This is a genomic window from Paraburkholderia sp. SEWSISQ10-3 4 (assembly GCF_030464785.1).
GTDB classification, from domain to species: Bacteria; Pseudomonadota; Gammaproteobacteria; order Burkholderiales; family Burkholderiaceae; genus Paraburkholderia; species Paraburkholderia aspalathi.
Genome location: NZ_JALPRI010000001.1, coordinates 728,436 through 749,071 on the forward strand (window position 1 = coordinate 728,436; position 20,636 = coordinate 749,071).

The window sequence follows — 20,636 nt, forward strand, 5'->3', positions numbered from 1 at the left end:
CAATGTTGGCGATCGGTTGAATCACTTCTTCCCGTCTGATCGCCCCCCACCCAGCGCCTCAAGCAGCGGCCGCAGCGCATCCAGTTCCACACCAAACCCACTCCAGTCCCCCGCCTTCAATCGCTCAATCGCACGGTCATAGTGCGCCAGCGCCTCACGAGCACGCGCATCCGCTGTCCCCTGAGGCTGCGACGCGAGCGGACCACTTTCCTTGAAAAGTGCCGCCAACGCTTCACCCAACGTTTCCCTCATCACCACCCGACCCCCATACGCGGCAATCACCCGCTTCAACTCAGGTAACTGCCCCGACTCAGCCCGCAAGTACAGCGGCGAAATGTAGAGGATCGAGTTCTCAATCGGCACAACAAGAAGATGGCCACGAATAACACGCGAGCCCATCTGATTCCACAGCGAAATTTGCTGCGAAATCTCAGTGTTCTGCTGGATGCGCGCCTCAATCTGGAACGGCCCATAGACGAGCTTATCCTTCGGGAACGAGTAGACGACAAGCTTGCCGTAGTTAGGCGGATCGCAACGCGCGGCGAGCCACGCGATCATATTGTCGCGCTGGCTGGGCACCATCGGCAGCATCAGGACGAACTCCTCGCGCGGTTCCCCCGGCAGCCGCATGATCATGTAGTAAGGCGCCATCGGCGTGCCGGGACTATTCCCGCCATCAACGCCGATCAATTCCCGTGGGAACTGCCAAAGATCCTCGCGATTGTAGAAAACCTCCGGCGCATCCATGTGGTAAGCCCGATAGAGTTGCGCCTGGATCTGAAACAGCTCTTCCGGATAGCGGATATGTTGCTGCAGATCTTGCGGCATCGTCGCGAGCGGCTTGAACAGACTCGGAAAAATGCGCTGATAAGTCCGCATGATCGGATCACCAGGATCGCTGACATAGAAATCGACCGTGCCGTTATATGCGTCGACTACAACCTTGACTGCGTTACGGATGTAGTTCGCACCATCGTCGAAGCCAGGCTGCGCATAGGGGAACCAACTGCTCGTCGTATACGCGTCTTGCATCCAGAAAAGGCGCCCGTTGCTTGTGACGAGGTACGGATCGTGATCGAGCCTGAGGAACGGTGCAATCGTGCGCACGCGATCCTGAATGTTACGGTGCAGCAGAATGCGGCTACCGCTCGTGATGTAGTCGGTTAGCAGAATGTTCGGATCGTTGAACTGCCACGCGAAGAGGCTGCGACGCGCGCTGCTGCCGATGCCAATACCGTCGCTCCCGCTGTAAGCGGTGTAGACGTTGTCCTTACCCTTGGGATAGTCGAACTCGGGGATGCTGCCTTTCACAATGACGTAACCCTCACCCCCTTCACCAAAATACAGACGCGGCTCGCGAATAGCCGGCCCGCCGTGCGCGACAGGCGGAATATCCTGCAGATAGAAGGACGGCAAACCTTCCGTCGATTTTTCAGTGACGGGCGACATCACGACGCCGTTGCCATGCGTGAACAGGAGGTGCAGGTTCACCCAGGTCTGTGCGTTGGCGGGGAGCATCGAAGGCTCCAGTTCGCGGGCCGACAACATCACCTGCCGATAACCGGTGTCGAGCCGGTAGCGATCGATGTCAACAGAGAAAAATTTGTAGTACGTCCTGATCTCCTGCAACTGCGCATAGGTATCCATCAGCGGCTGCACATCCCACAGCCGAATGTTATCGATGGTCGCGCGATTGGCCTCGAGCGAGGCCAGATTCAATTCCTGATCAGCCGGAAACGGTTTTACCGCGATCTGTGTGAGGCCGTAAGCCATTCGCGTTAGCGCGATATTGTGTTTGATATAGGGCATCTCCAGTTGCAGTTCACTCGGCTTGACATAGAGGCGCTGGAACAGCGCCGGGTAGATCAAGGCGAACACGAACGAGGTGCCGAACACCAACAACACCGAGGCGACAGGAATTCGATATCCCTGCCGGCGCATATTGACCCAGCACGCGACAGCTGCAACAACAGCAAGGCCAACGAGCACCCACAAGACCGGAAGCTCGACGTGGATGTCGGTATAGCCGGCGCCGACCACGACGCCGTTATCGCCGTAGAGCAGCAGAAAGCGGTCGAGTATGTAGGACCAGGCCTTCAGGAGAAAGAACGCACCGAGCAGCGCCGAAGCGTGAGCAATGGCAGCGGGAGAGAGTACACGCGGTGCCCGATCAAACGTGACGTCGCCGCGAACTCCATACACCGCGGCCGCAACGAGCGCACTGCAGAAGATCAACTGCAGCAGCCAGTTCTTGAACGCAAGATAGGCGGGCAACGAGAACAGATAGAAGCTGATGTCCTGCCCGAAAACAGGATCGCGGTCGCCATAGGGCACCTGATGCAGGAAACGCAACACCAGATCCCAGTTGGAGATTGCGCCGCCAGCGATGATCAGCGCCAGGACAATCGCGCAGCCCGCAATGCTGGTGCGCCAGGGAATGCGCGGTGCGAGCTGGTCTGCCAATTCACTGATGAACTCCGGCGTACCTGACAGACGGGCCGTTTCGACTTGCCAGCTACCGGGACGCCGCGCATAGCGATGCGCAAGGAACCCCGATGCAGCAATGACGCTCGCCGACACTACGAATACGGCGGCAAAGAGGAGTGCCTTGGCGGAGAGAGTCGTCCAGAAAACGTCGACGTAACCGATTGAAGCAAACCACAGCCAGTCGACCACGACGCCCGTGAGTCGCCCGGCGACGATCAGAGCGCCCACAACGACCGCAACCATCATTGCGATGCGTCTAACGTTCATGCCGGAGCTTGGTTGCCAATGCATCGCCCCTCCTTTGCCGGGACGCCACTTGTGGCTGACTGCGATCAGGTCTGCTTAAGCCGCTACTCTGCTGCGAACCTGGCTGACCGGTTTGAAGTCGGCGCGCAGTCAATGAATGATTAGGGTCACATAACTGATTGTAGTCCGGCGAGGCAACGCGCGTACGCTCACCCAGTCCGCGCACGGATGAACGGACAACCCCCACAGCGCAACGTTAGAAACGCTCGATCATGCCGAACTGCACGCCCCGCACAGAAGCCCCTGGCCACGACGGCGTGAGCCCCGTCACATTCACCCCGCGCAGCGTGAACTCACCCTGCCCGCGATTGCGCAACCAGCCGGCGCTCGCATAGAGCAGAGATCGCTTGGAGAGGTCGTACTCGCATGCCGCGCTGAACTGATCGGCGTTGTTGTCACCACCTGAGCGATCACGCAGATAGGTGTAGCCGAGTGAGGCACGAAAGTGCGAATTCACGGCATAGCGCGCGGAGACGGCTACACCGTCGTTGTGATATCGCGGCGTACCGCCATCGCCGTTGAAGAACGATAGAAAGCCCGTGACAGGGCCATAGACGTACGAGACACCACCCAGGTTAGCGCGCAGCGCGCCGTCGCCGTGCGTCTGTTGATGCGCGTACGAGATGCGGAACGGTCCCTCGCGCCATGCGAAGGTTTCGATGTGACCGGCCAGCCCGTTGCCATCATTGCTGGCATCACCGTCACGCAGCGCTGCCATGATGGTCGTGGAAAATCCGTGGAATTCCGGCGAAAGATAGGTGATCGCATTGCTCTCGTAGGGCGTGATCTTGGAGAGGTTGTCGAGACCGGAAGCGATCGTGCCTGCGTCGAAAGCATCGAGCCCGCCCTTGAACGGAATATAGATAGGCGAGTATTGACGGCCGACGCGCACGGTGCCGTAAAGCGTATCCACTCCGACCCAGGCCTGCCGGTTGAAGATCGTGTTCGCAACGGCAAAGGTGCCATCAGCGGAACCGAATCCGTTCTCCAGAGTGAACAGAATCTTGACGCCGTCGCCGATATCCTCGACGCCGCGCAAGCCGACGCGCGATCCCCGATAAGCGCCGGAATCCATACGAGCAACGTAGCCCGCGCCCGGATTGGTGATTTCAATGCTCGTATCGAGTGCGCCGTAGAGCGTGACCGAACTTTGCGCATGCGCAAGCGTGGCGTGCATCGCGATCGAGGTCAGCACGACACAGGCTCGCGACGCAAAGCGTGAATGGTTCATTCGACAATATAAAAAGCGGCGCATTCAATGCGCCGCGTAAGGGACGAGAAAAACCGCATGCGCGGCGCGTGCCGCTTACCGCGCTGGTAACGCGTAGGCAATCACATAGTCGCCGAGCTTGGTGCCGAACGAGCCATGGCCGCCCGCCGCGATCACAACGTACTGACGGCCATCGATCGAATAGCTCATCGGCGTAGCCTGACCGCCTGCGGGCAAACGTTCCTCCCAGATCTGCTCGCCGTTATTCACGTTGAACGCGCGGATGTAGTTGTCCGCCGTGGCACCAATGAACGCGACACCGCCCGCCGTGACAATCGGACCACCCAGCATCGGCATGCCCATCTTGAACGGCAGAGGAATCGGCGAACTATCGCGCACGGTGCCAATGCGCTTCTTCCACACGATCTCATTGGTCTTGAGATCGATCGCCGAGATGTAGCCCCATGCCGGTTGCTTGCACGGCAAGCCCAGCGGCGAGAGGAACGGATTGATCGTCACGCCGTACGGCACACCGTACTGCGGCTGGACGCCTGATTCCGTGCCGCTGCCCTTAGCGCCCTCCACCGGTTCCAGCGGATTGCCCGGTCCGCGCGGAATCAGACGCGAGACGAACGGCAAGCCGATCGGGTTCGCGACGGCAATCTGGCGGTCGGTGTCGATGGCAAGACCGCCCCACTCAAACACGCCCAGGTTGCCCGGGAACACGAGCGTGCCCTGTAGCGACGGCGGCGTGAACGTGCCCTCGTAGCGCAGCTGGTGGAACATCACACGGCATATAAGCTGGTCGAACATCGTGGCGCCCCACATGTCGGCGTCGGTCAGGTTCTTCGACGGACGATACGTGAGCTGTGAGAACGGCTGTGTCGGCTCAACGTGGTCGCCGGGCGCCGCGCCCTGCGGCACCGGCGTTTCGGGTGCCGGCACGACCGGCACGCCGGTGCGGCGGTCGAGCACGAACAGGTTGCCGGTCTTGGCCGGCGCGTACACGATCGGCACGGTCTTACCATCCTTGCCGGTGATGTCCGCGATGGTGGGCTGCGACGGCTGGTCCATGTCCCACAGATCGTGGTGCACGCTCTGGTAGAACCAGGCGAGCTTGCCGGTCGAGGCGTTGAGTGCGAGCAGCCCGGTGGCGTATTTCTCCAGCTCCGGCGTGCGGTCGCCGCCCCAGATATCCGGCGTCTTCACGCCCATCGGCAGATAGACAATGTCGAGCTTCGCGTCGTAGGCGGCAGGCGCCCACGAGTTGGGCGAATTCCACGAGTAGTGTTCGCCTGGGCCCGGAATGTGATTCGGGTCCTTCGCGCCCGGATCGAACGCCCAGAGCAATTCGCCCGTGCGCACATCGAAGCCGCGGATCACGCCCGACGGCTCACGGTTCGAGAAGTTGTCCTCCACCGCACCCGCCACGACGATCACCTTGCTGGTGATGATCGACGGCGAGGTGGGCTCGTACATGCCCGGCGTTGTGACCGGTTGAGCGTGTTGAAGGTCGAGGTCGCCGTTGTTGCCGAAGCCCGCGCAACGTTCACCCGTCAGCGCGTCGAGGGCGTAGAGGTGGCCGTCGTTGACCGGCAGGAAGATGCGGCGCGTACAGGCGGCCGTAGCGGGCCCTGAGGCGTCTGCGACTGCAGCGCCCGAGGCAGGCGTGGCAGCAGCGCCTGAGGCGTCCGCGGGGGCTGCTGCGGCATCGCTCGCCGGCGTCGCAGCGGGTGCGGCCGCCGGGGCACTGGTCGACAGATCGACATACGACACGCCGCGGCACGTCACGTGCTGGAACGACGGATCGTTCTTCAGTCGCGGATCGAACTTCCACTTGAGCGTACCCGTCTTCGCGTCGAGCGCGAACAGGATCTGATGCGGCGAGCATAGGTAAAGCAGATCGCCGATCTTGATCGGCGTGACTTCGTTGGTAATCTCGACAGGATCGTTGGGCCCCTTCATGTCACCGGTGCGGAAGGTCCAGGCCACCTGGAGATTCTTCACATTGTCAGGTGTGATCTGCTGCAACGGCGAGTAGCGCGTGCCTTCCTGGGTGCGCCCATAGGCGGGCCAGTCGGAGGGGTCGATCCCGGTGCTGGCGACGTTCGCGGGCGCGGAAGCGTTCAGTGTGCCGTTGACCTGTTGCGGATCGTTGAAGGTGGCGTACACGAGTATGCCCGCCCATGCCACGAGCGCGACGACGAGCGACGCGACACCCAGCTTGCGCTCGCCCTCCAGCCGCCAGCTCACGAGCAGCAGCAACCATACGCCGAAGATAACGAGTACACCGGAGCGCGGCGCGAGTGCCCAGAAGTCGGGACCCGACTCGAAGAGTGCCCAGATCGCCGTGCCGATCAGCACGAGCGCATAAAGCAGGAGTGCGGCGGGACTGCCTCGCCAAAGCAGCCAGGCCACGCCCAACAGCACGATGCCTGTGATGACGTAGTAGGCCGAGCCGCCGACCGCCAGCAGCCATACGCCACCGATCAACAGATAGAGCGCGGTCAGCACCGTAAAGAGCAAGGTGATGCCGCCGATCACGCCCCGCGAATTCGATTGACTGGTCATGATGAGATCTACCCTCTTGAGTGGATACCGCCTGCCAGTGGTACCGACATCGAATTCGCATGCCGGCGCACGGTAAAAAGCATATCAGAACGCTAACTACACATATTAGGAGACGTAGCGGCCATCTGAAATGACATATTCGTCGTAAAGCCGCCTACTGCGCTTCGTGTCGCCCGATCAGATGCGCAGCCAGCTGGATGGCATAAACAGCCGAACCCGTTACAACGCCTGTTATCAACACGCCGAGCAGTCCAAGCAGAACCGCGATGATGAGGCCCGGTGTGGTGGTCGGCACCACGTCGCCGTAGCCGATGGTCAGCGCCGTGACCGCGCAAAAATAGAAGGTGTGGCCTAGCGATGAGGGCGTGCGTGTGGCTACATCGACGGCCCCGCCAACGTAATACATGGCGACCGTCAAAATGAAGAAAAGGATAAGCAGCATCGCCAGAATGGCGCGCAGATGCCAGAGGACCCTGGCAAACTCGGCAATTGCCCGTTGCGGCTGGATTCGGGTGCGAGCAGCGTTTTCGGCGGCATTGTCCATGTCATGAACCTCAGAGATGCGCGCCGCTTTGCGCGACACGGCATCCGCTGCTTGCACTCGAAATAGCGCGTGATGACGCGCGGCTTAGACCAGCGTCAGCTTGACGTCGATGTTGTTGCGTGTGGCGTTCGAATAAGGACAGACGATGTGCGCCTTGGCGATCAGCGCTTCCGCCTCTGCGCGGTCCATGCCCGGCAGCGAGATTTTCAGTTCGACTTCGATGCCGAAGCCATTGGGGATCTGTCCGATGCCGACATTGCCATCAATGGCGACGTCTTTGGGCAGCGCGATCTTGTCACGCGCGCTAACGAACTTCATTGCCCCGATGAAGCATGCGCTATATCCCGCCGCGAAGAGTTGCTCGGGGTTCGTTCCGTCGCCGCCTCCGCCGCCGAGCTCCTTCGGCGTGGTCAGCTTGAGATCGAGGTTGCTGTCGGGAATGGTCGCGCGTCCGTCGCGACCGCCGGTGACGTGTGCGTGAGCACGATACAAGACTTGTTCAATCGACATTCAAGACTCCTTTGTGTGCCAGGATGATCGACGCCTTACGCCGCCCTTTCTGTTCACGTTCTGCGACATGAAGGTCTCGAGAAGTTGATGCCAAAGCTAACACGCATAGTAGTCGGGTCAACTCAGACCGGCAACCGGGACGGAGGTGCTTTCGCCTACTTTAAGCGGTCTGTTGGCGGATTGATATGACATATTCCAGGTAGGTGTGGTGGTATGCGGGTGGGGTTGTGCCGTGTGTGGCATGGGTTGCCGATGGTATGGGTTATGTGACAGCACTGAGACGGGCGATGGCCATCTCAGTGCGGGTGGTTTCCGAACGATTCTTCGGCTGGACCGCCTTGTCAGCCGATGGCCTTTCTTGATCGGCTAGTGTTGCGCGACGATCGGTTGTTGGGCTGCGTCGGTTCTTAACGTTGCGGCAGTTTTCTCTTCCGTGCTTTGGCGTTGCGGCGCGTTTGCGGTGGCTGTCGGTTCGCCTGCTCGTTGCGCCACCTCTTCTGCCAGCAGGGTCGCCGCGTGGCGTGCCGTGATGCGGCTTTGCGGAACACCCTTCGCATCGAGTGCAATCACCTTGTACAACTCGCGGTCGCATTCGAGTTCCTGCTGATATTGCTCAGCCGTGTCCACCAGCAATTCAAGAAGCGTCTGGCGACGTCGTCTTTCCTCTAGCGTGACGGAAGGATTCCTACATATCGAGGACGCAAGTGTGATCAAGGTATCCAGATGAGCCAGATGCCGGTCGCATAAATCGAAGGCCGAGAGGGCAAGCTTTTCGTACTGGATTGCGTCGACTGGCGGACGTGAAGCGGGTTGGTTTTTGTTGGACTTGCTCATGGTGACGATCTCCCTGTTACTTCTTGGATCGCCCGACACTCGCTTGGAAAGGGGGTGAGCGGGCACGTAGAAGGGTTGGAAGACCGGGGCAATAACAAACCGGCGAGCCTTGCGGCTCCCCTACCACAGCCCGCCCATTGAAATATAGACGTGCAGAGGTAGACGCACGACCCGCGCGAGCGGGTGTGCGGTTATTGCCTCAGGCTTCCAAACCTGGTCATTGGGTGTTTCCCGACGACTTGGTAATTATAAGGGAGACCACCGAGGTTGACTTCAATCTTGTAGGCAAAATGTTTGATTTGGCCGAACGGATAAGGAGAGATAGGACGAGGGTGAGGAGTCTTCCGCCGAGGCCATCATTCGCGCGCCGGTAGCCTCGACGCTTCCATCGATCTCGCAGACGAAGAGTCGCGTACGTGCATCTTTAGAGGTCGACCGAATCTGAGACTCTGCAACCTGGGCGTTTTCGTCATCCACTAGCTGGCGATACAGAAAGTGAAGAACAGCAGCGTCTGTTTGTTGTGCTACTCGGACGACAGGATAGCCACTCATGATGTACCGGGACGCGTTGAGGATGACAGGCATTCTAAACCGGCCCCACAGTCGACCGTCATCCGTGCATCGGACTTCCATATTCGCCTAAGAACGGTCAATCAAATTTCCCGAAAACTGTCGTTCAACGAGCGGCTGAGGAACTACCAGCGGCTAGTCATCGTCCGTTACGACAATCCGAACATCGGCGCTGCCATACCCACACACCGCTACAGACCTAGAGGTTCGCGGCTCTGGTCCGGTCTCCGCAGTGGTTAGTCTCTGCTTAGGTATTCGTTTATGATGTTCGGCAGCCTAATTTCCTGTCACCGCTTATATCTATGATTGGTCCAATTTCGTTGAAGGCATCCTTTCAAAACGCCATCGATTGCGGAGACATCAAGAGCTACGAGGAATTATTGGCCATGGTCAACGCCGAATCTTTGGAGGTGACGCGCGACGGCTCGACAAAGGAAGGAATCAGATATATAGGACTTCGTCAACCGAGCGGCAAGCGATTTCGTGTTTACTTCAATTTCGGCGAGCCAAGCGAATGCACTTTCGACAGTAAGTGCGAGGCCGAATCAAGATGCAAGATGGCGGAAGGTCAGTTGGTTGGCCGTCCAATCTGGATTTACGCGTTGCACGCACGTTGCGCGTTCGAAGAAAAAAAAGCTTGTTACATCGGCCAAACGGTCGATTTGACACGTCGGTTGCGTGAACACTATCTGCACCGACGGCCGGAGCGCTCCTCGTTCGCCTTCTTTGAATGGGCAAAAGAGAACAAGGAGGAAGTTATGGTCACGCTTCTTGAGCGGACGGATAAAGGGCAAAGTTACGCTACTCGATGCGAGGGACACTGGATTCACCTTGCACGGACCGCCGGTTACGAACTTCCCAATGTAGAAAAGTGGGGAGCACTTCCCACTTGGAAGCATGTCCAGTTCAAGTCACATAACGAATCGCGTGCTCGGACATGGTCTGAAACTTTGGTGCGTGAATTATCGAGTCCGATATCCGAACTTGGCTTGGGCGACCGAGTTGTTACCCCTAGATTATTCAGATTGCGAGATTCGGCGTCGTTACATTGGATCATTTAGCAACGCATTTAACTTCGTTAACGTAAATGTGAGCTATGCCTAGTTCGCCTATCGCAGCAGAGGTCGTCGCGCTGCACGGGCACGGGCAGCGACATCCCGCCGATGTGGAATCCTCTGTGGTACCTGTAGCGCCCAGACCAGCGAAGTGGACTTAACGGATCGAACAGAAAAAACACGCAGCGACTTTTTCAACTGTATCGGGCGAACTGAGCCAGTCGTCGCTGGACCGAGTTCGGCCACAAACCATCGCTCATGGGATTTGGGACACCTGCCACTGGATCGGCCGCCTCATCTGAGGCCTAACGGACGAACTGCTCTCACATTTCGACGAAAGCCGCCGTTTGCGCGTTTCGTTTGCTGTCATCCCGCAATGACCTGTTGGACACCCGCCAAACAGACGCTTAGGCGCTCCGTCAATCTTCGCTCGGACTCCAACGCAGCGCAGCTTCTAAACGTCGACGGAAGGGGGTATCAATTTGGCGGGGCGCGTTGCGCACATACTGCTCGGCCACTTCGCGCGTTCGGCCATTTAGGCCGGCAAGGTACGCGATCACTTCGTCAGCGCTCGCGCGATACCCGTCCTGCCCACCGAACTTCGGCAGGAGTGCCGTCCAGACAACACCGTCTAGCCCGCACGACTGCGCCCACTGATTGAGCGTCGGCATCGCGGCGGGTGGTGCACCGTCCGAGCGTTGCCATGCCCCAACATGCCTTGACCAGCTCTTCTCCGGAATCCCTTCGCGTGCGCCAAGCGCGCGTCGCGCGTCTTCAACGGTCGTTGCATCCATGAGCGCCCACAGCAAGCGCACAGGTTGACCGCCTTCGTCGATCACCAGCGTTATCCGCCCGTCCTTCGACTGTCGCAGGAATTCGACCGGCGCGAGCGGACCATCGTTAAACCATCCTCTTCGAATGGGGAGTTCCCGCGCATCCCAAACGAGAGAACCCCAGCCAAGGCACGCTATTGTCTGCATTCTTTTTCCTTGCGTTGGTTTCGTGACTACCTTTGCGTGTCGCGATAGCTTGCGCCGTAGTGCCGTTCCCGATGACAGTTCGGACATAGTGCGATCGCGTTTTCAACCGTGTCCACGCCGCCGTCAGCAAGCGGTTGACGATGATGCACTTCGAGATATGGGCGACCGTCCGCGCGCAGGAATGGCGCGACCTGATCGCAGCCTTGGCACACGCCGTTCGCCAGCAACAGAACTTCCGCGATTACGTCGGGGTTGCGCCTGAAGACTCGCGTCAACACGATTTGCTGTTCCGGCACGGTCGGCGCTTGCCGGAGTCGCTGCGCGCGCGCTTCGGGCGTATCTGCCAGCGCCTTTGTCACCTGATCGTCAAGCGAAAGGGACGCTTCATCGAACGCTGCCATTTCGCGAAGCCTGCCGACGAATTCCGAATGAACGCGGCGAAGTCCCGGTTCGTTGCCCGTTATGTCGTGCAGATACGTAATGTGACTCATGACCGATTGGAGCGCGATCATCAGGTTGCCGGGTCCACCTTCGGCAATCCGGCCAAGCATGAACCGAAGCCCGCCTGCGCTAACGATGGTTTTGAATGTCCTGCCCCGGCGCATGGCCAGAAAACACCCGATGTATCCGCTCGCGGTACGTTCCGCAATGCCGTATTCTGCCGCAAGGGTCTTTTGTGCATCGGTCAGCTTTGCCTTTCCTTCAAGCACCTGCTTCGCTGCCTCATACGCTGCGGCAAACACTTCTGGCGTAACCGTGGCACGTGCCATGCTTGCTGATCCTTTTTTCGACTGTTGGCGGGCAATCATAAACCGTTCGTCATTGAACTGGCGCGCTCAAGCCTTCTCGATCAGTTCACGTGCAAGTCACAACATCGTCATCTGCGCGAACCGCGCACAGCTTGTCCGCCTGTCCTTGAATGGCCGCTTCAAATCCGGTTGCGGCCACCGGCCGGCGCAAGCTGTGGACGACTGAGTTGGGTCAAGCCTAACCCACCGAGTCAGGCAAAGCCCGACCAACGGCCATCGTTCATCAAGACCGAAAAGTCATATTAGGGCGTCGCGTCCGGCTCGCCGCCGGCTACTGGACTGCAGGCGTGAGACGAGCGTAGTTGTCAAAACAAAGCCGTATCGATGCCCGTCAATCCAGCGAAGGTACCCTGATCCGTCGTAGTCAAGAATCCTCTGTGCGATCAAGCTCATGGGATTGATTCACTTTGTCCTGGGTTGGCCTTGAATCCGTCCAGAGGTCTTCGCCGCCACCTGATTTTTTCGTAGCAAAAGTTCGATGTTTCTGCAACGCTCTCATACCCGGCATAACGGCTATATTGTCGCCGTTCTTCGGATTGCACGGTGATAATTGATGAAGGACCGCAGTACCAGAGTGCTTATAATGCGGGCAATCCACTTAGATTTATTTCTTCAATGCCTGATCTTTCAGCCTATACGGGCAAACCGCCCAATGATTTTGCGGTGAGTGTCATCGGTGCGCTGGAAGCCGAAGGCTTTGCCGTCGCTACCACATCGCAGGGACCTCAGCCAGATCAACGAAAAACGTTGCGCATCACTTGGCGCGGCATTTACATTGGCCTGACAAGCAAGGCCATCTGGGGGGCGAAGATCCCATATGCCTGTTTGTACCGATTCCCCAAGGACGGGCCGCCTTACTCGATCTCCAGGGCCCCCGACGGCTTCGACAAGAATGCGTTCGCCAGCGAGCATGGTTGTAACCCCGAGCTGCTGCATGTCCATAGTGACTCCGGCGAGTCGTATCTGTATGTCAAAGACGTGGCGACGACTCTGCTTTTGATGCAAGGGTGGGCTAGGAGGATCGACGAAATCCTCTTCGGGGCAACGGGCAGCGAGGAACCAGACCAGATCTTGAATGACGTGCGCGACATTCTGGAGGACACGTCCAAACCTGAGACAGCGCGCTTAGCCGAGGTGGCAATTCGTCTGGGACAGGGGAAATTTCGAGCTGATTTGCAGCAGGAGTTCGGAAACGCGTGCGCGGCCACGCGGCTGGCCGTGCTGCCGGCGCTGCGAGCTTCGCATATCGTGCCGTGGAAGCAGTCAGATAGCTCGCAAAGACTCGATCCAAAAAACGGCTTGCTACTGTCGGCCAACCTAGACGCACTATTCGACCGTTATATGATCACCTTCCGGCCGAATGGCAAGCTAGAAGTGTCCAAGTCAGTGATGCAACGTGATCTGGATAGGCTCGGCCCCATCCAGGATCTTCAAAGCAAACCATGTGACCGGCGAGCCGCTTACTTAAGGCAACACAATGCGGAGTTCGAGCGGCGCGAGCGGGAACGTGAAAATTACGTGATGAAGTCAGCCCGGTAGCTAGTACTGTGCCTTAAAGGATGGTGATACCGAAAACTTTGGAAAATAAGGTTTTCTAATAAGATGGTTCATCAAGTCCCAGTACATACCACGCGCGATCGGTTGCACACAACTAGAAGGATACGAGTAGCTATAGCGAGGGTCACCCCCGCTTGGCGGAACGTAGGATCGAGCGAATTCGGGTTGAAGATAGCTGTAGATAGCCCATCTAATATTGTTGAGGTACTCGGCGATCGTGCTTGAGTGGTAGATGAAAAAATCTCGGTGGAACCACTCGTAGAAGGTTGGCAGCATGAGGATGACCTGCTGCTCATTGAGTTCGACCGCATTTCGCTGGAAGATTCGACGAATTTCAATCACATTGCGCTCCAGTCGCGAAAAGTTATGTTTCGCAATGTTTCCGCAGATCTTGAGCAGCGAGAAACGAGTAGCCTGCACGTCCACCTTCACGTCGACTTCTCCGAACCAGACATCCTTAACGATGCATTCAGCATCTAGCCACTGTTTAAACGAATCTACGGTATCACGAAGTAGCGCGACATTTCCTTTGAAATTCGGTGCTTGCGCAACTCCATTCAAGTAGAAGAGGAAACTTCTCTCTGAGCCTTTCGCCCCTTGGGGAGCGTTCGGGAGCCCGAAGGGCAGCGGGCCGCCTCTGTAGATCGGGCTTGGCGCCGAAAGGAAGTCAGTCAAAAGAACATTGAACAGTTGCGCGTGCTTGGACGTGGTGAACATAACGTTCGTATCTACCGTTCCGTGCAGCTTTTCAAACATCGAAAAATTGACCATCTCATCGATCATGTCCCATATGGCGTACAAGACGATGATTTCGTGCTCAACGTCGGAAAATTGTTCTTCGCCCACTGTCTTTCCTCCCGTGCCAAATGATTCGCCTCTTTCGTCAGCGTGCGTTAGATCAGGCGGATGTAAGTTGTCGATCAATCCGCACGACACGCCAAAGAGGGTGGTGGGCAATTGTGTGGAGATTTCTTTCCGATCACTCGCCTAGGTGCAACAGCAACATGCATGGCACCTCCGTGGCACCGTCATGCCCTGGCGGGACGATGACCCGTCAGCGACACTCGGCCAACATCGCTCTACTGACCTTGAGCGGACAGCGCAAATCTCAGTGCGAAGTCGAAACAGAACTTCGCGCCCTCCTCGGACGTATTCGCGCTCGGGGAAAAGTGGTATTCGAGCCTGCCGCCTCCGTACTGGAGCACCATGGGCGACAGGTTCCGAAAGCGCACAAAGTCCTTGGGATCAAGTCGGAACAAATTGCATAGCGAAACGGTTCGCAATCCGTCCAGATAGGCACTGACATACCTAAGGGTACGGTCGACAGCGTTTCTTGCATTCGAGTCGGGTACAAGTCGAGCGACATCGCTGAAATGGGGGGCGGGCTTAGTGAGTACCTGGTCCCATGAATTCGATGCCCAATGCACGGCCTCAGCGGCAGCACATTGCACCTCTTTGAATTCTCCCTGTTCGATCGCTTGCTCCGCGCGCTTAAGGGCGTTGCGAATCACGTCGTTTTGCACCTCATCAGCGAGCGACAGTGCGTCGAAATCAAACCCAAAAAATCTCGGGCATGCCTCGGCGAAGAAGTCGCTTGCATATGCTACCAGTCGGCGAGACGCTGCAAGTTCAGGTGCTAGGCCATAGTGTTTGAACGCAACACGGGCCTTGTTTAATTCGAGTACTTTGGCCTTGATGGGGACTTTCATTTGCTCGCTGGTTGCACCTTTGTCAATCGCATCTATGAGCGTCGTAAAACTATCTTGGTCTCGAACGGGAATGTCGTGTTCCTTGATTGCAGAGCGTAGGAACAACTCAACCGCATCCTGTGCGATGCATACAGCCAAGCCAATCATTGCGACAGATGAGCGCTCAATGAGTCGCTCGGACTCTTGAAATATTTACTTCGCAAGAAACACTTGGCGGATGTCTTTCATAGAACACTTTTAAAGTTGTCGCCAGCTGAACGTCGTCAAGTCTCGGCACCTTGGGAGTTATGCCCTCCTTGACTTCAGTCATTCTCGATCCAGCCTCCTTGGGCATCGCAATTCTGCGACCCAACATACCCAAAATGCGTTCCCCATCACCTCGAACGCAAGCCATAACAACTGGCAGGCCCGTAGCGAGTAAGTCTACTTCAACGCTTGAGCTGGGTTCGTCGGCAGATCACGCGGCATGCCGTGCGAGCGCCGCTCGCCGACAACTTCGCGAGCCTCACTAGGCAACGCCAACGGCCATCCATTCGATTGAAAAGTAACATGAATGCGCAAATACAACAAATTTTTGTTGTATTCTTCGCTTGGTTACGAGGAGATACCCGTGATTCACTCGCTGGAAATACAAAACTTTATGTCGGTTCGCGACTGTCAGCTTATTGATTTGGGGGTCGGTTCGGCTGTATCCGACTTTCCAGAGCGGTACGCTGAGACTTGGACTGGGTCAGGTCAACGCGTTCCCAAAGTCGTTGCCTTCTTCGGAGCCAACGCGGCCGGTAAGTCAACGGTGCTTCGCGCCCTGCAGTACCTGTCATGGTTCGTAAAGGACAGCTTTCAATTTGGCGCGGGAAACTCGCTTCCGTTCGAGCCGTTCTGGGACAATTCCTCGGAAGGCATGCCAGTGAGGCTTGCGGTGGAATTCGCGGGGCCGGAGAAGTTTTTCCCCGGGACTCAGCCGGGGATAAGCTTCATGAGCGATGCCCGCTGCCGGTACATGTACGAGCTAAACTTGCAACTCGTTGACGGCCGTCGGACTGTCCTTAGAGAGGGATTGTATTTCTGGCCCAGTCGGGCTAAACGTCGTGTTCGCCTCTTCGAACGCAACGCAACTGGCGACGTAGACGCTGCTAAGGAGTTCGCACTAGGAAGCCATCGCGCTGTCCTCAAAAAGATTCTTCGCGACAACGCCAGTGTTATCGCTACGCTAGCGCAACTGGACCATCTACCCTCGCTTGCACTACGGGAAGCTGCCGGAAAGTTTTCGTCCAACATATTCTTGGAGAAATTGGCCGTGAATGAAACCGCGATGCTCCAGTACTACCAAGCAAATCCGACAATGTTGGCCTCGGTCAATAATGACTTAGCCAGCATCGATTTAGGCATCCGTTCGATGTCAATCGTGCAAGGCAGTAACGGCCCCGTCGCCACGTTTCGGCATGAAGGTCTCTCACGAGATGTGCCGTTGATGCTTGAAAGTCACGGCACGCGTCAATTCTTACAGATCTATCCATATTTGGCCCACGTGCTTCAGTTTGGTGGGATAGCGGTCATAGACGAACTTGACCTGGCGATTCACCCCCGTGTTCTCCCGGAGATCTTGCGCTGGTTCTATTCGAAAGAGCGAAATCCGCACGGTGCACAGCTCTGGATGACTTGCCAAAACGCTTCCCTGCTCGAGAATCTTACCAAGGAGGAGATCTACTTTTGCGAGAAAGATTCAACCGGCGGCACATCCATCTATTCTCTGAAAGACATTCAAGGGGTCCGACGAGTCGACAATTTCTATCGTAAGTACATGGGGGGCACTTATGGCGCAGTGCCGACGATTGGATGAGTCGGACAAGACATCACAGGATCCCGCAGAGAAAGCGCATTTTCATCGGTTGCGAAGGCGAGAGCGAGCGCAGTTATGCCGCGCTTCTTCAGCAACTGCTCGGGAATCGTGCCGAGTTCCACCTTGTAGCCGAGGTCTTGAACGGAGGCGACCCATATGCGCTTCTCGAATCTGCGGAAAAGGCCTTGCGCCGAGAGCATACGCTCGCACGGGATCCCTTCGTTGAGCGCTTTGTGATTCTGGATTCGGACCTTCGAGGACGATCTGTAGAAAGAGATGGATTATGCATTCGCCTTGCCAGGAAATTGAATATCCAATTGATTTGGCAAGAACCATGTCACGAGGCGGTATTGCTAAGACATCTGCTTAACTGTGAACAAAGACGGCCGCCCACGACTAGAGAAAGTGAGGAGCAACTGAGAGTGCAGTGGCCCGGCTACGTCAAGAACTTCGGGAGGGATAGACTCAGCGAACGCATCGACAAGGCAGCTCTTCTGAGAGTAAATCGGCATGAGCCGGATCTCGCTGTTCTACTGAAGCTCATTAAGCTGATTGAATGAGCTGATCGGTGGATGAGCCTTGAGACGCTTTTGGTTCGTCGTTGATCTTTTGGTAAGGTGTCCGTTGCATGCCGAAGGCTACTGGACTAAAGAGAATCCGGCCGCCCCCTATAGTAGTTCAAGGGGTGGATGACAGGCGCAAGGCTGGTCAGATAGCAGCAATTCACCGTTATCGCATTCCATAGCCATATGGAATGCATTCTTTCTAATTGTCGAGCATCTGATTCAGACGGGGAGAATCAAGTTCATTGCCCCGGGCGCGGATTGCTATATCTCGTCCGCCCCCAATCCCCGATTCGCGTTCGACGATCACGTAGCGCAGTGGCAAGCTTCGCCTGACGAGATCACCTCCTGCCGCAGTGGCAATTGGAATATGCGTGCCATAAGCATGATCTGTTGTTGCTCAAATACTTCTATAACATCCCCGGAGTGATACGGGTTCCTAATTTTTACAAATGCCGATCCATATGCCCCAGCAGCATCAACTCCCCCGCATCCCCATCCCACCATTTGCAACACGATACCAGGGGAAAAACCTAATGTCTGACAAATCCTTGCGCGTGCATATTTGAACTAGATGTTCATTAGTGGATTCAGCATAAATCCGCAGCAGGAGACACGATGAAGATTTCCATCAGTCAAAAGCGTCGCGAGCAGCCGAAGTTAGGCAGTACTGCTCTCATCCCCTCTGTTGCAGCACCTGCCCTCGCTGCATCCCTCCTAGCCCGGCGCAACCGGCAATCCCCCTTCACTTCCACCTAACACTTTCGCTTCAGCCAACGCTCCGCCGCAGGCGAATCAAATTCTGCGCGAGCGAACCTAAGGCGCTCTATCTAAACGAAATCACGTTGCGCTCGGCCAGCAATAACGATGTCGACCTGGCCGACACAACGCCAAGAAAGAGCACCTACCCAGAAATCCCAGTTTCATTTTTCAGCAAAGGAAAATCATGAAGATCCTGGGTCGTACACAGGTGTATCTGTTCTTCGCGAGCATCGTGATGGCTTTCGTTTTGTCCGGCTGCGGAGGCGACCAGCAAGGGTCCTCCAACGCCGCGAGCGTCGCGCAGGTCGCGGCCAACTCCGCAAACGTTTCCGCCCAAGACGCGTCATCGCAAACTCAGTCCCGAGGGTCGATTGCATCGATTGCACTACCGCCTATGGGTTGGGCCTCGTGGAATGCGTACGGCTGCAACATCACCGAGGATCTGGTGAAAACGGCCGCGGACGTTATCTCCGACGGCCTGAAGAAAGATGGTCCGTTGATGAAAGCGGGCTATAGCTATATCAACGTCGACGACTGCTGGTTCGCGCCATCACGCGATGCGCAAGGCAACCTGGTCGCCGACCCCGTGAAGTTTCCCAGCGGCATCAAAGCGCTGGCCGACTACGTTCACGCCAGAGGTCTGAAGTTCGGCATGTATGAAGTGCCCGCAGCCGAAACCTGTGCTCAGCGTAACAATCTGTACCCTGGACACACCAACCCGATGGGCAGTCTTGGTCACGAAGTTCAGGATGCCAATACATTCGTGGCATGGGGCGTCGACTACGTGAAGTACGACTGGTGCTCGCCAGATGGCACCGTCGACGATCAGGTGGCCGGTTTCCAGAAGATGCGCGATGCGCTGAACAGTGCGGGTGCTGCCGTGAATCGGCAGATCGTCTACAGCATCAATCCGAACAGTTTTCACACCGACAAGACGGGCAGATCGTATGACTGGGGGCAAGTCGCGGATTTGTGGAGAACGACCGAGGACATCACCTATGACACCGGCACGCCGGGTCATCAAAGCACGCCTGATTTTTCCAGAATCGTGAACCAGAATTTCTACGGCAATCTGTTTCCGGAAGCTCAACATACGGGCGTCTATAACGATGCGGACATGATGCTTGCCGGATTCGGTCTGACCGCCGCGCAGGATCAGACGCACATGAGCCTGTGGGCCATTTCCGGCGCGCCGCTTATCCTGGGTCTCGATGTCACGACGCCGATCAGTTCGGCAACGATGGCGACGCTGACCAATCCGGAGGTGCTCGCCGTCGATCAGGACCCGCGTGGCCTTCAGGCGATCCGGGTCGCGGTGCCGCAGAACGGTCTGGGCGTGTGGGCCAAGCTGCTCGTCGGTCAAGGTCGCCGTGCGGTAGTTTTGCTCAACACAACCGGCTCGGCCGCTCCGATCACGGTCAACTGGAAGGATCTCGGGCTAGACCCCGCTGCTTCGGCCAGCGTGCGGGATATCTGGGCGCACAAGGATCTGGGTTCGCACAGGTCCGGGTACACGGTGTCCGCTGTTCCGGCTGGCGGCTCCGTCATGCTGACCATCGCCGGCGTGGACGATGCATCGAAAATCCACCCAGCCAAACCGGGCAGACATGAAGACGGTGCAGCAAGCTACACGGTGAATGCGACCACGGGTGGCTACATTGACGTGACGTACCGGAACGAAGGAACGTCTTCGCTGAAGGTGCCGTTGACGCTCAACGACAGCGTACTCACAACGATCCAGCTGCCCGTTACCACCGGACACGCCCAAGGCACCGTCACGCTGTACATGCCGTTCGTGCCTGGAAGCAACAAGCTGTCTTTCGCTCTTCCGGACAAGGACAAGGGCCACCACGCTCCGTCGATCGACAAGGTAACGCTGATCGCCGCTCCGCAACCCGCGTTGCCGCCTGTCGCCTATCAAGCGGAAAGCGCCACCAACATCATTCAGGATGCGGCAGTCCAGGCATGCAACATATGCAGCGGCCACGAAAAGGTCGGCAATTTTGTGAACGCGGATTCGAGCCTCCAGTTCAACGGAATCGCGGTGCCTGTCGATGGCGAGTATGCAGTGCCCGTGGTGTATATCAGCGCGGACGACGGTGGCGGTTCGCCTCGTGCACTGAGCGTGAGCGTCAACAATGGCCCACCGGTTCCCGTGCAGTTTCCTAGTGAAGGCACCTGGGACTTTCCGATCCTGTCGAGTGCTCAGGTCACGGTCCCGCTGAAAGCCGGTACGGCCAACACCATCAAGTTTTCTGTGATTTCCGGCAACTACGGTCCCGACATCGACGGCTTGGGCCAACCAATCAGCCAGCCGGTCAAGCAGTGA

At 57.3% G+C, this 20,636-nt stretch carries 15 protein-coding genes; 5 read left to right on the plus strand and 10 right to left on the minus strand.

Features of this window, described 5'->3' with window-relative positions; genetic code table 11:
• Positions 1-21: 21 nt before the first annotated feature.
• The 6 genes from M0D68_RS03310 to M0D68_RS03335 form a co-directional block, all read right to left on the minus strand.
• Positions 22-2,778 carry a UPF0182 family protein gene (locus M0D68_RS03310; protein ID WP_266223761.1) on the minus strand — a complete coding sequence of 919 codons (2,757 nt, stop codon included), beginning with the start codon at positions 2,776-2,778 and terminating at the stop codon, positions 22-24.
• A 211-nt stretch (positions 2,779-2,989) separates the two neighbouring features.
• Entirely contained in the window at positions 2,990-3,988 is a 999-nt protein-coding gene (locus M0D68_RS03315; protein ID WP_323137203.1) for a porin, read from the minus strand.
• Between the two features lie 111 nt (positions 3,989-4,099).
• Positions 4,100-6,574: a glucose/quinate/shikimate family membrane-bound PQQ-dependent dehydrogenase gene (locus M0D68_RS03320; protein WP_301711710.1), complete on the minus strand. Its 2,475-nt coding sequence runs from the start codon at positions 6,572-6,574 to the stop codon at positions 4,100-4,102.
• 154 nt (positions 6,575-6,728) lie between these two features.
• Positions 6,729-7,157, minus strand: a complete 429-nt coding sequence (locus M0D68_RS03325; RefSeq protein WP_308187558.1) for a potassium channel family protein — start codon at positions 7,155-7,157, stop codon at positions 6,729-6,731.
• 45 nt (positions 7,158-7,202) lie between these two features.
• Positions 7,203-7,628 carry an organic hydroperoxide resistance protein gene (locus tag M0D68_RS03330; protein ID WP_200654002.1) on the minus strand — a complete coding sequence of 142 codons (426 nt, stop codon included), beginning with the start codon at positions 7,626-7,628 and terminating at the stop codon, positions 7,203-7,205.
• A gap of 366 nt (positions 7,629-7,994) precedes the next feature.
• The gene (locus tag M0D68_RS03335; protein ID WP_266223762.1) at positions 7,995-8,462 is read right to left on the minus strand and encodes a hypothetical protein; all 468 of its coding nucleotides are present in this window, start codon (positions 8,460-8,462) and stop codon (positions 7,995-7,997) included.
• Between the two features lie 872 nt (positions 8,463-9,334).
• On the opposite strand from M0D68_RS03335, the gene M0D68_RS03340 reads away from it, so the two are divergent.
• Complete coding sequence (locus M0D68_RS03340) at positions 9,335-10,093, plus strand: GIY-YIG nuclease family protein (protein ID WP_266223763.1); 759 nt, start codon at positions 9,335-9,337, stop codon at positions 10,091-10,093.
• A gap of 413 nt (positions 10,094-10,506) precedes the next feature.
• Here the strand turns inward: M0D68_RS03340 and M0D68_RS03345 are convergent, their stop codons facing one another.
• Positions 10,507-11,067, minus strand: a complete 561-nt coding sequence (locus M0D68_RS03345; RefSeq protein ID WP_266223764.1) for a hypothetical protein — start codon at positions 11,065-11,067, stop codon at positions 10,507-10,509.
• A 26-nt stretch (positions 11,068-11,093) separates the two neighbouring features.
• Positions 11,094-11,837, minus strand: a complete 744-nt coding sequence (locus tag M0D68_RS03350) for an HNH endonuclease signature motif containing protein (protein WP_266223765.1) — start codon at positions 11,835-11,837, stop codon at positions 11,094-11,096.
• 582 nt (positions 11,838-12,419) lie between these two features.
• On the opposite strand from M0D68_RS03350, the gene M0D68_RS03355 reads away from it, so the two are divergent.
• Positions 12,420-13,415, plus strand: a complete 996-nt coding sequence (locus M0D68_RS03355) for an HNH endonuclease (RefSeq protein WP_266223766.1) — start codon at positions 12,420-12,422, stop codon at positions 13,413-13,415.
• On the opposite strand, the gene M0D68_RS03360 is transcribed toward M0D68_RS03355, so the two are convergent.
• Both M0D68_RS03360 and M0D68_RS03365 read right to left on the minus strand, forming a co-directional pair.
• Entirely contained in the window at positions 13,416-14,390 is a 975-nt protein-coding gene (locus tag M0D68_RS03360) for a hypothetical protein (protein WP_266223767.1), read from the minus strand. It lies immediately after the preceding gene.
• A gap of 122 nt (positions 14,391-14,512) precedes the next feature.
• On the minus strand, positions 14,513-15,247 hold the full coding sequence (locus M0D68_RS03365; RefSeq protein WP_266223768.1) for a hypothetical protein: 735 nt from the start codon (positions 15,245-15,247) through the stop codon (positions 14,513-14,515).
• A gap of 448 nt (positions 15,248-15,695) precedes the next feature.
• Between M0D68_RS03365 and M0D68_RS03370 the strand changes: the two genes are divergently transcribed.
• The 3 genes from M0D68_RS03370 (at position 15,696) to M0D68_RS03375 (ending at position 20,636) form a co-directional block, all read left to right on the plus strand.
• Positions 15,696-16,982 (plus strand): ATP/GTP-binding protein, encoded by a 1,287-nt coding sequence (locus M0D68_RS03370; RefSeq protein WP_266223769.1) that lies wholly within the window; start codon positions 15,696-15,698, stop codon positions 16,980-16,982.
• Positions 16,979-17,542 carry an RloB domain-containing protein gene (locus tag M0D68_RS36590; protein WP_367619314.1) on the plus strand — a complete coding sequence of 188 codons (564 nt, stop codon included), beginning with the start codon at positions 16,979-16,981 and terminating at the stop codon, positions 17,540-17,542. The genes M0D68_RS03370 and M0D68_RS36590 overlap by 4 nt, the downstream gene beginning before the upstream one ends.
• A 949-nt stretch (positions 17,543-18,491) precedes the next feature.
• On the plus strand, positions 18,492-20,636 hold the full coding sequence (locus tag M0D68_RS03375; RefSeq protein ID WP_266223770.1) for an alpha-galactosidase: 2,145 nt from the start codon (positions 18,492-18,494) through the stop codon (positions 20,634-20,636).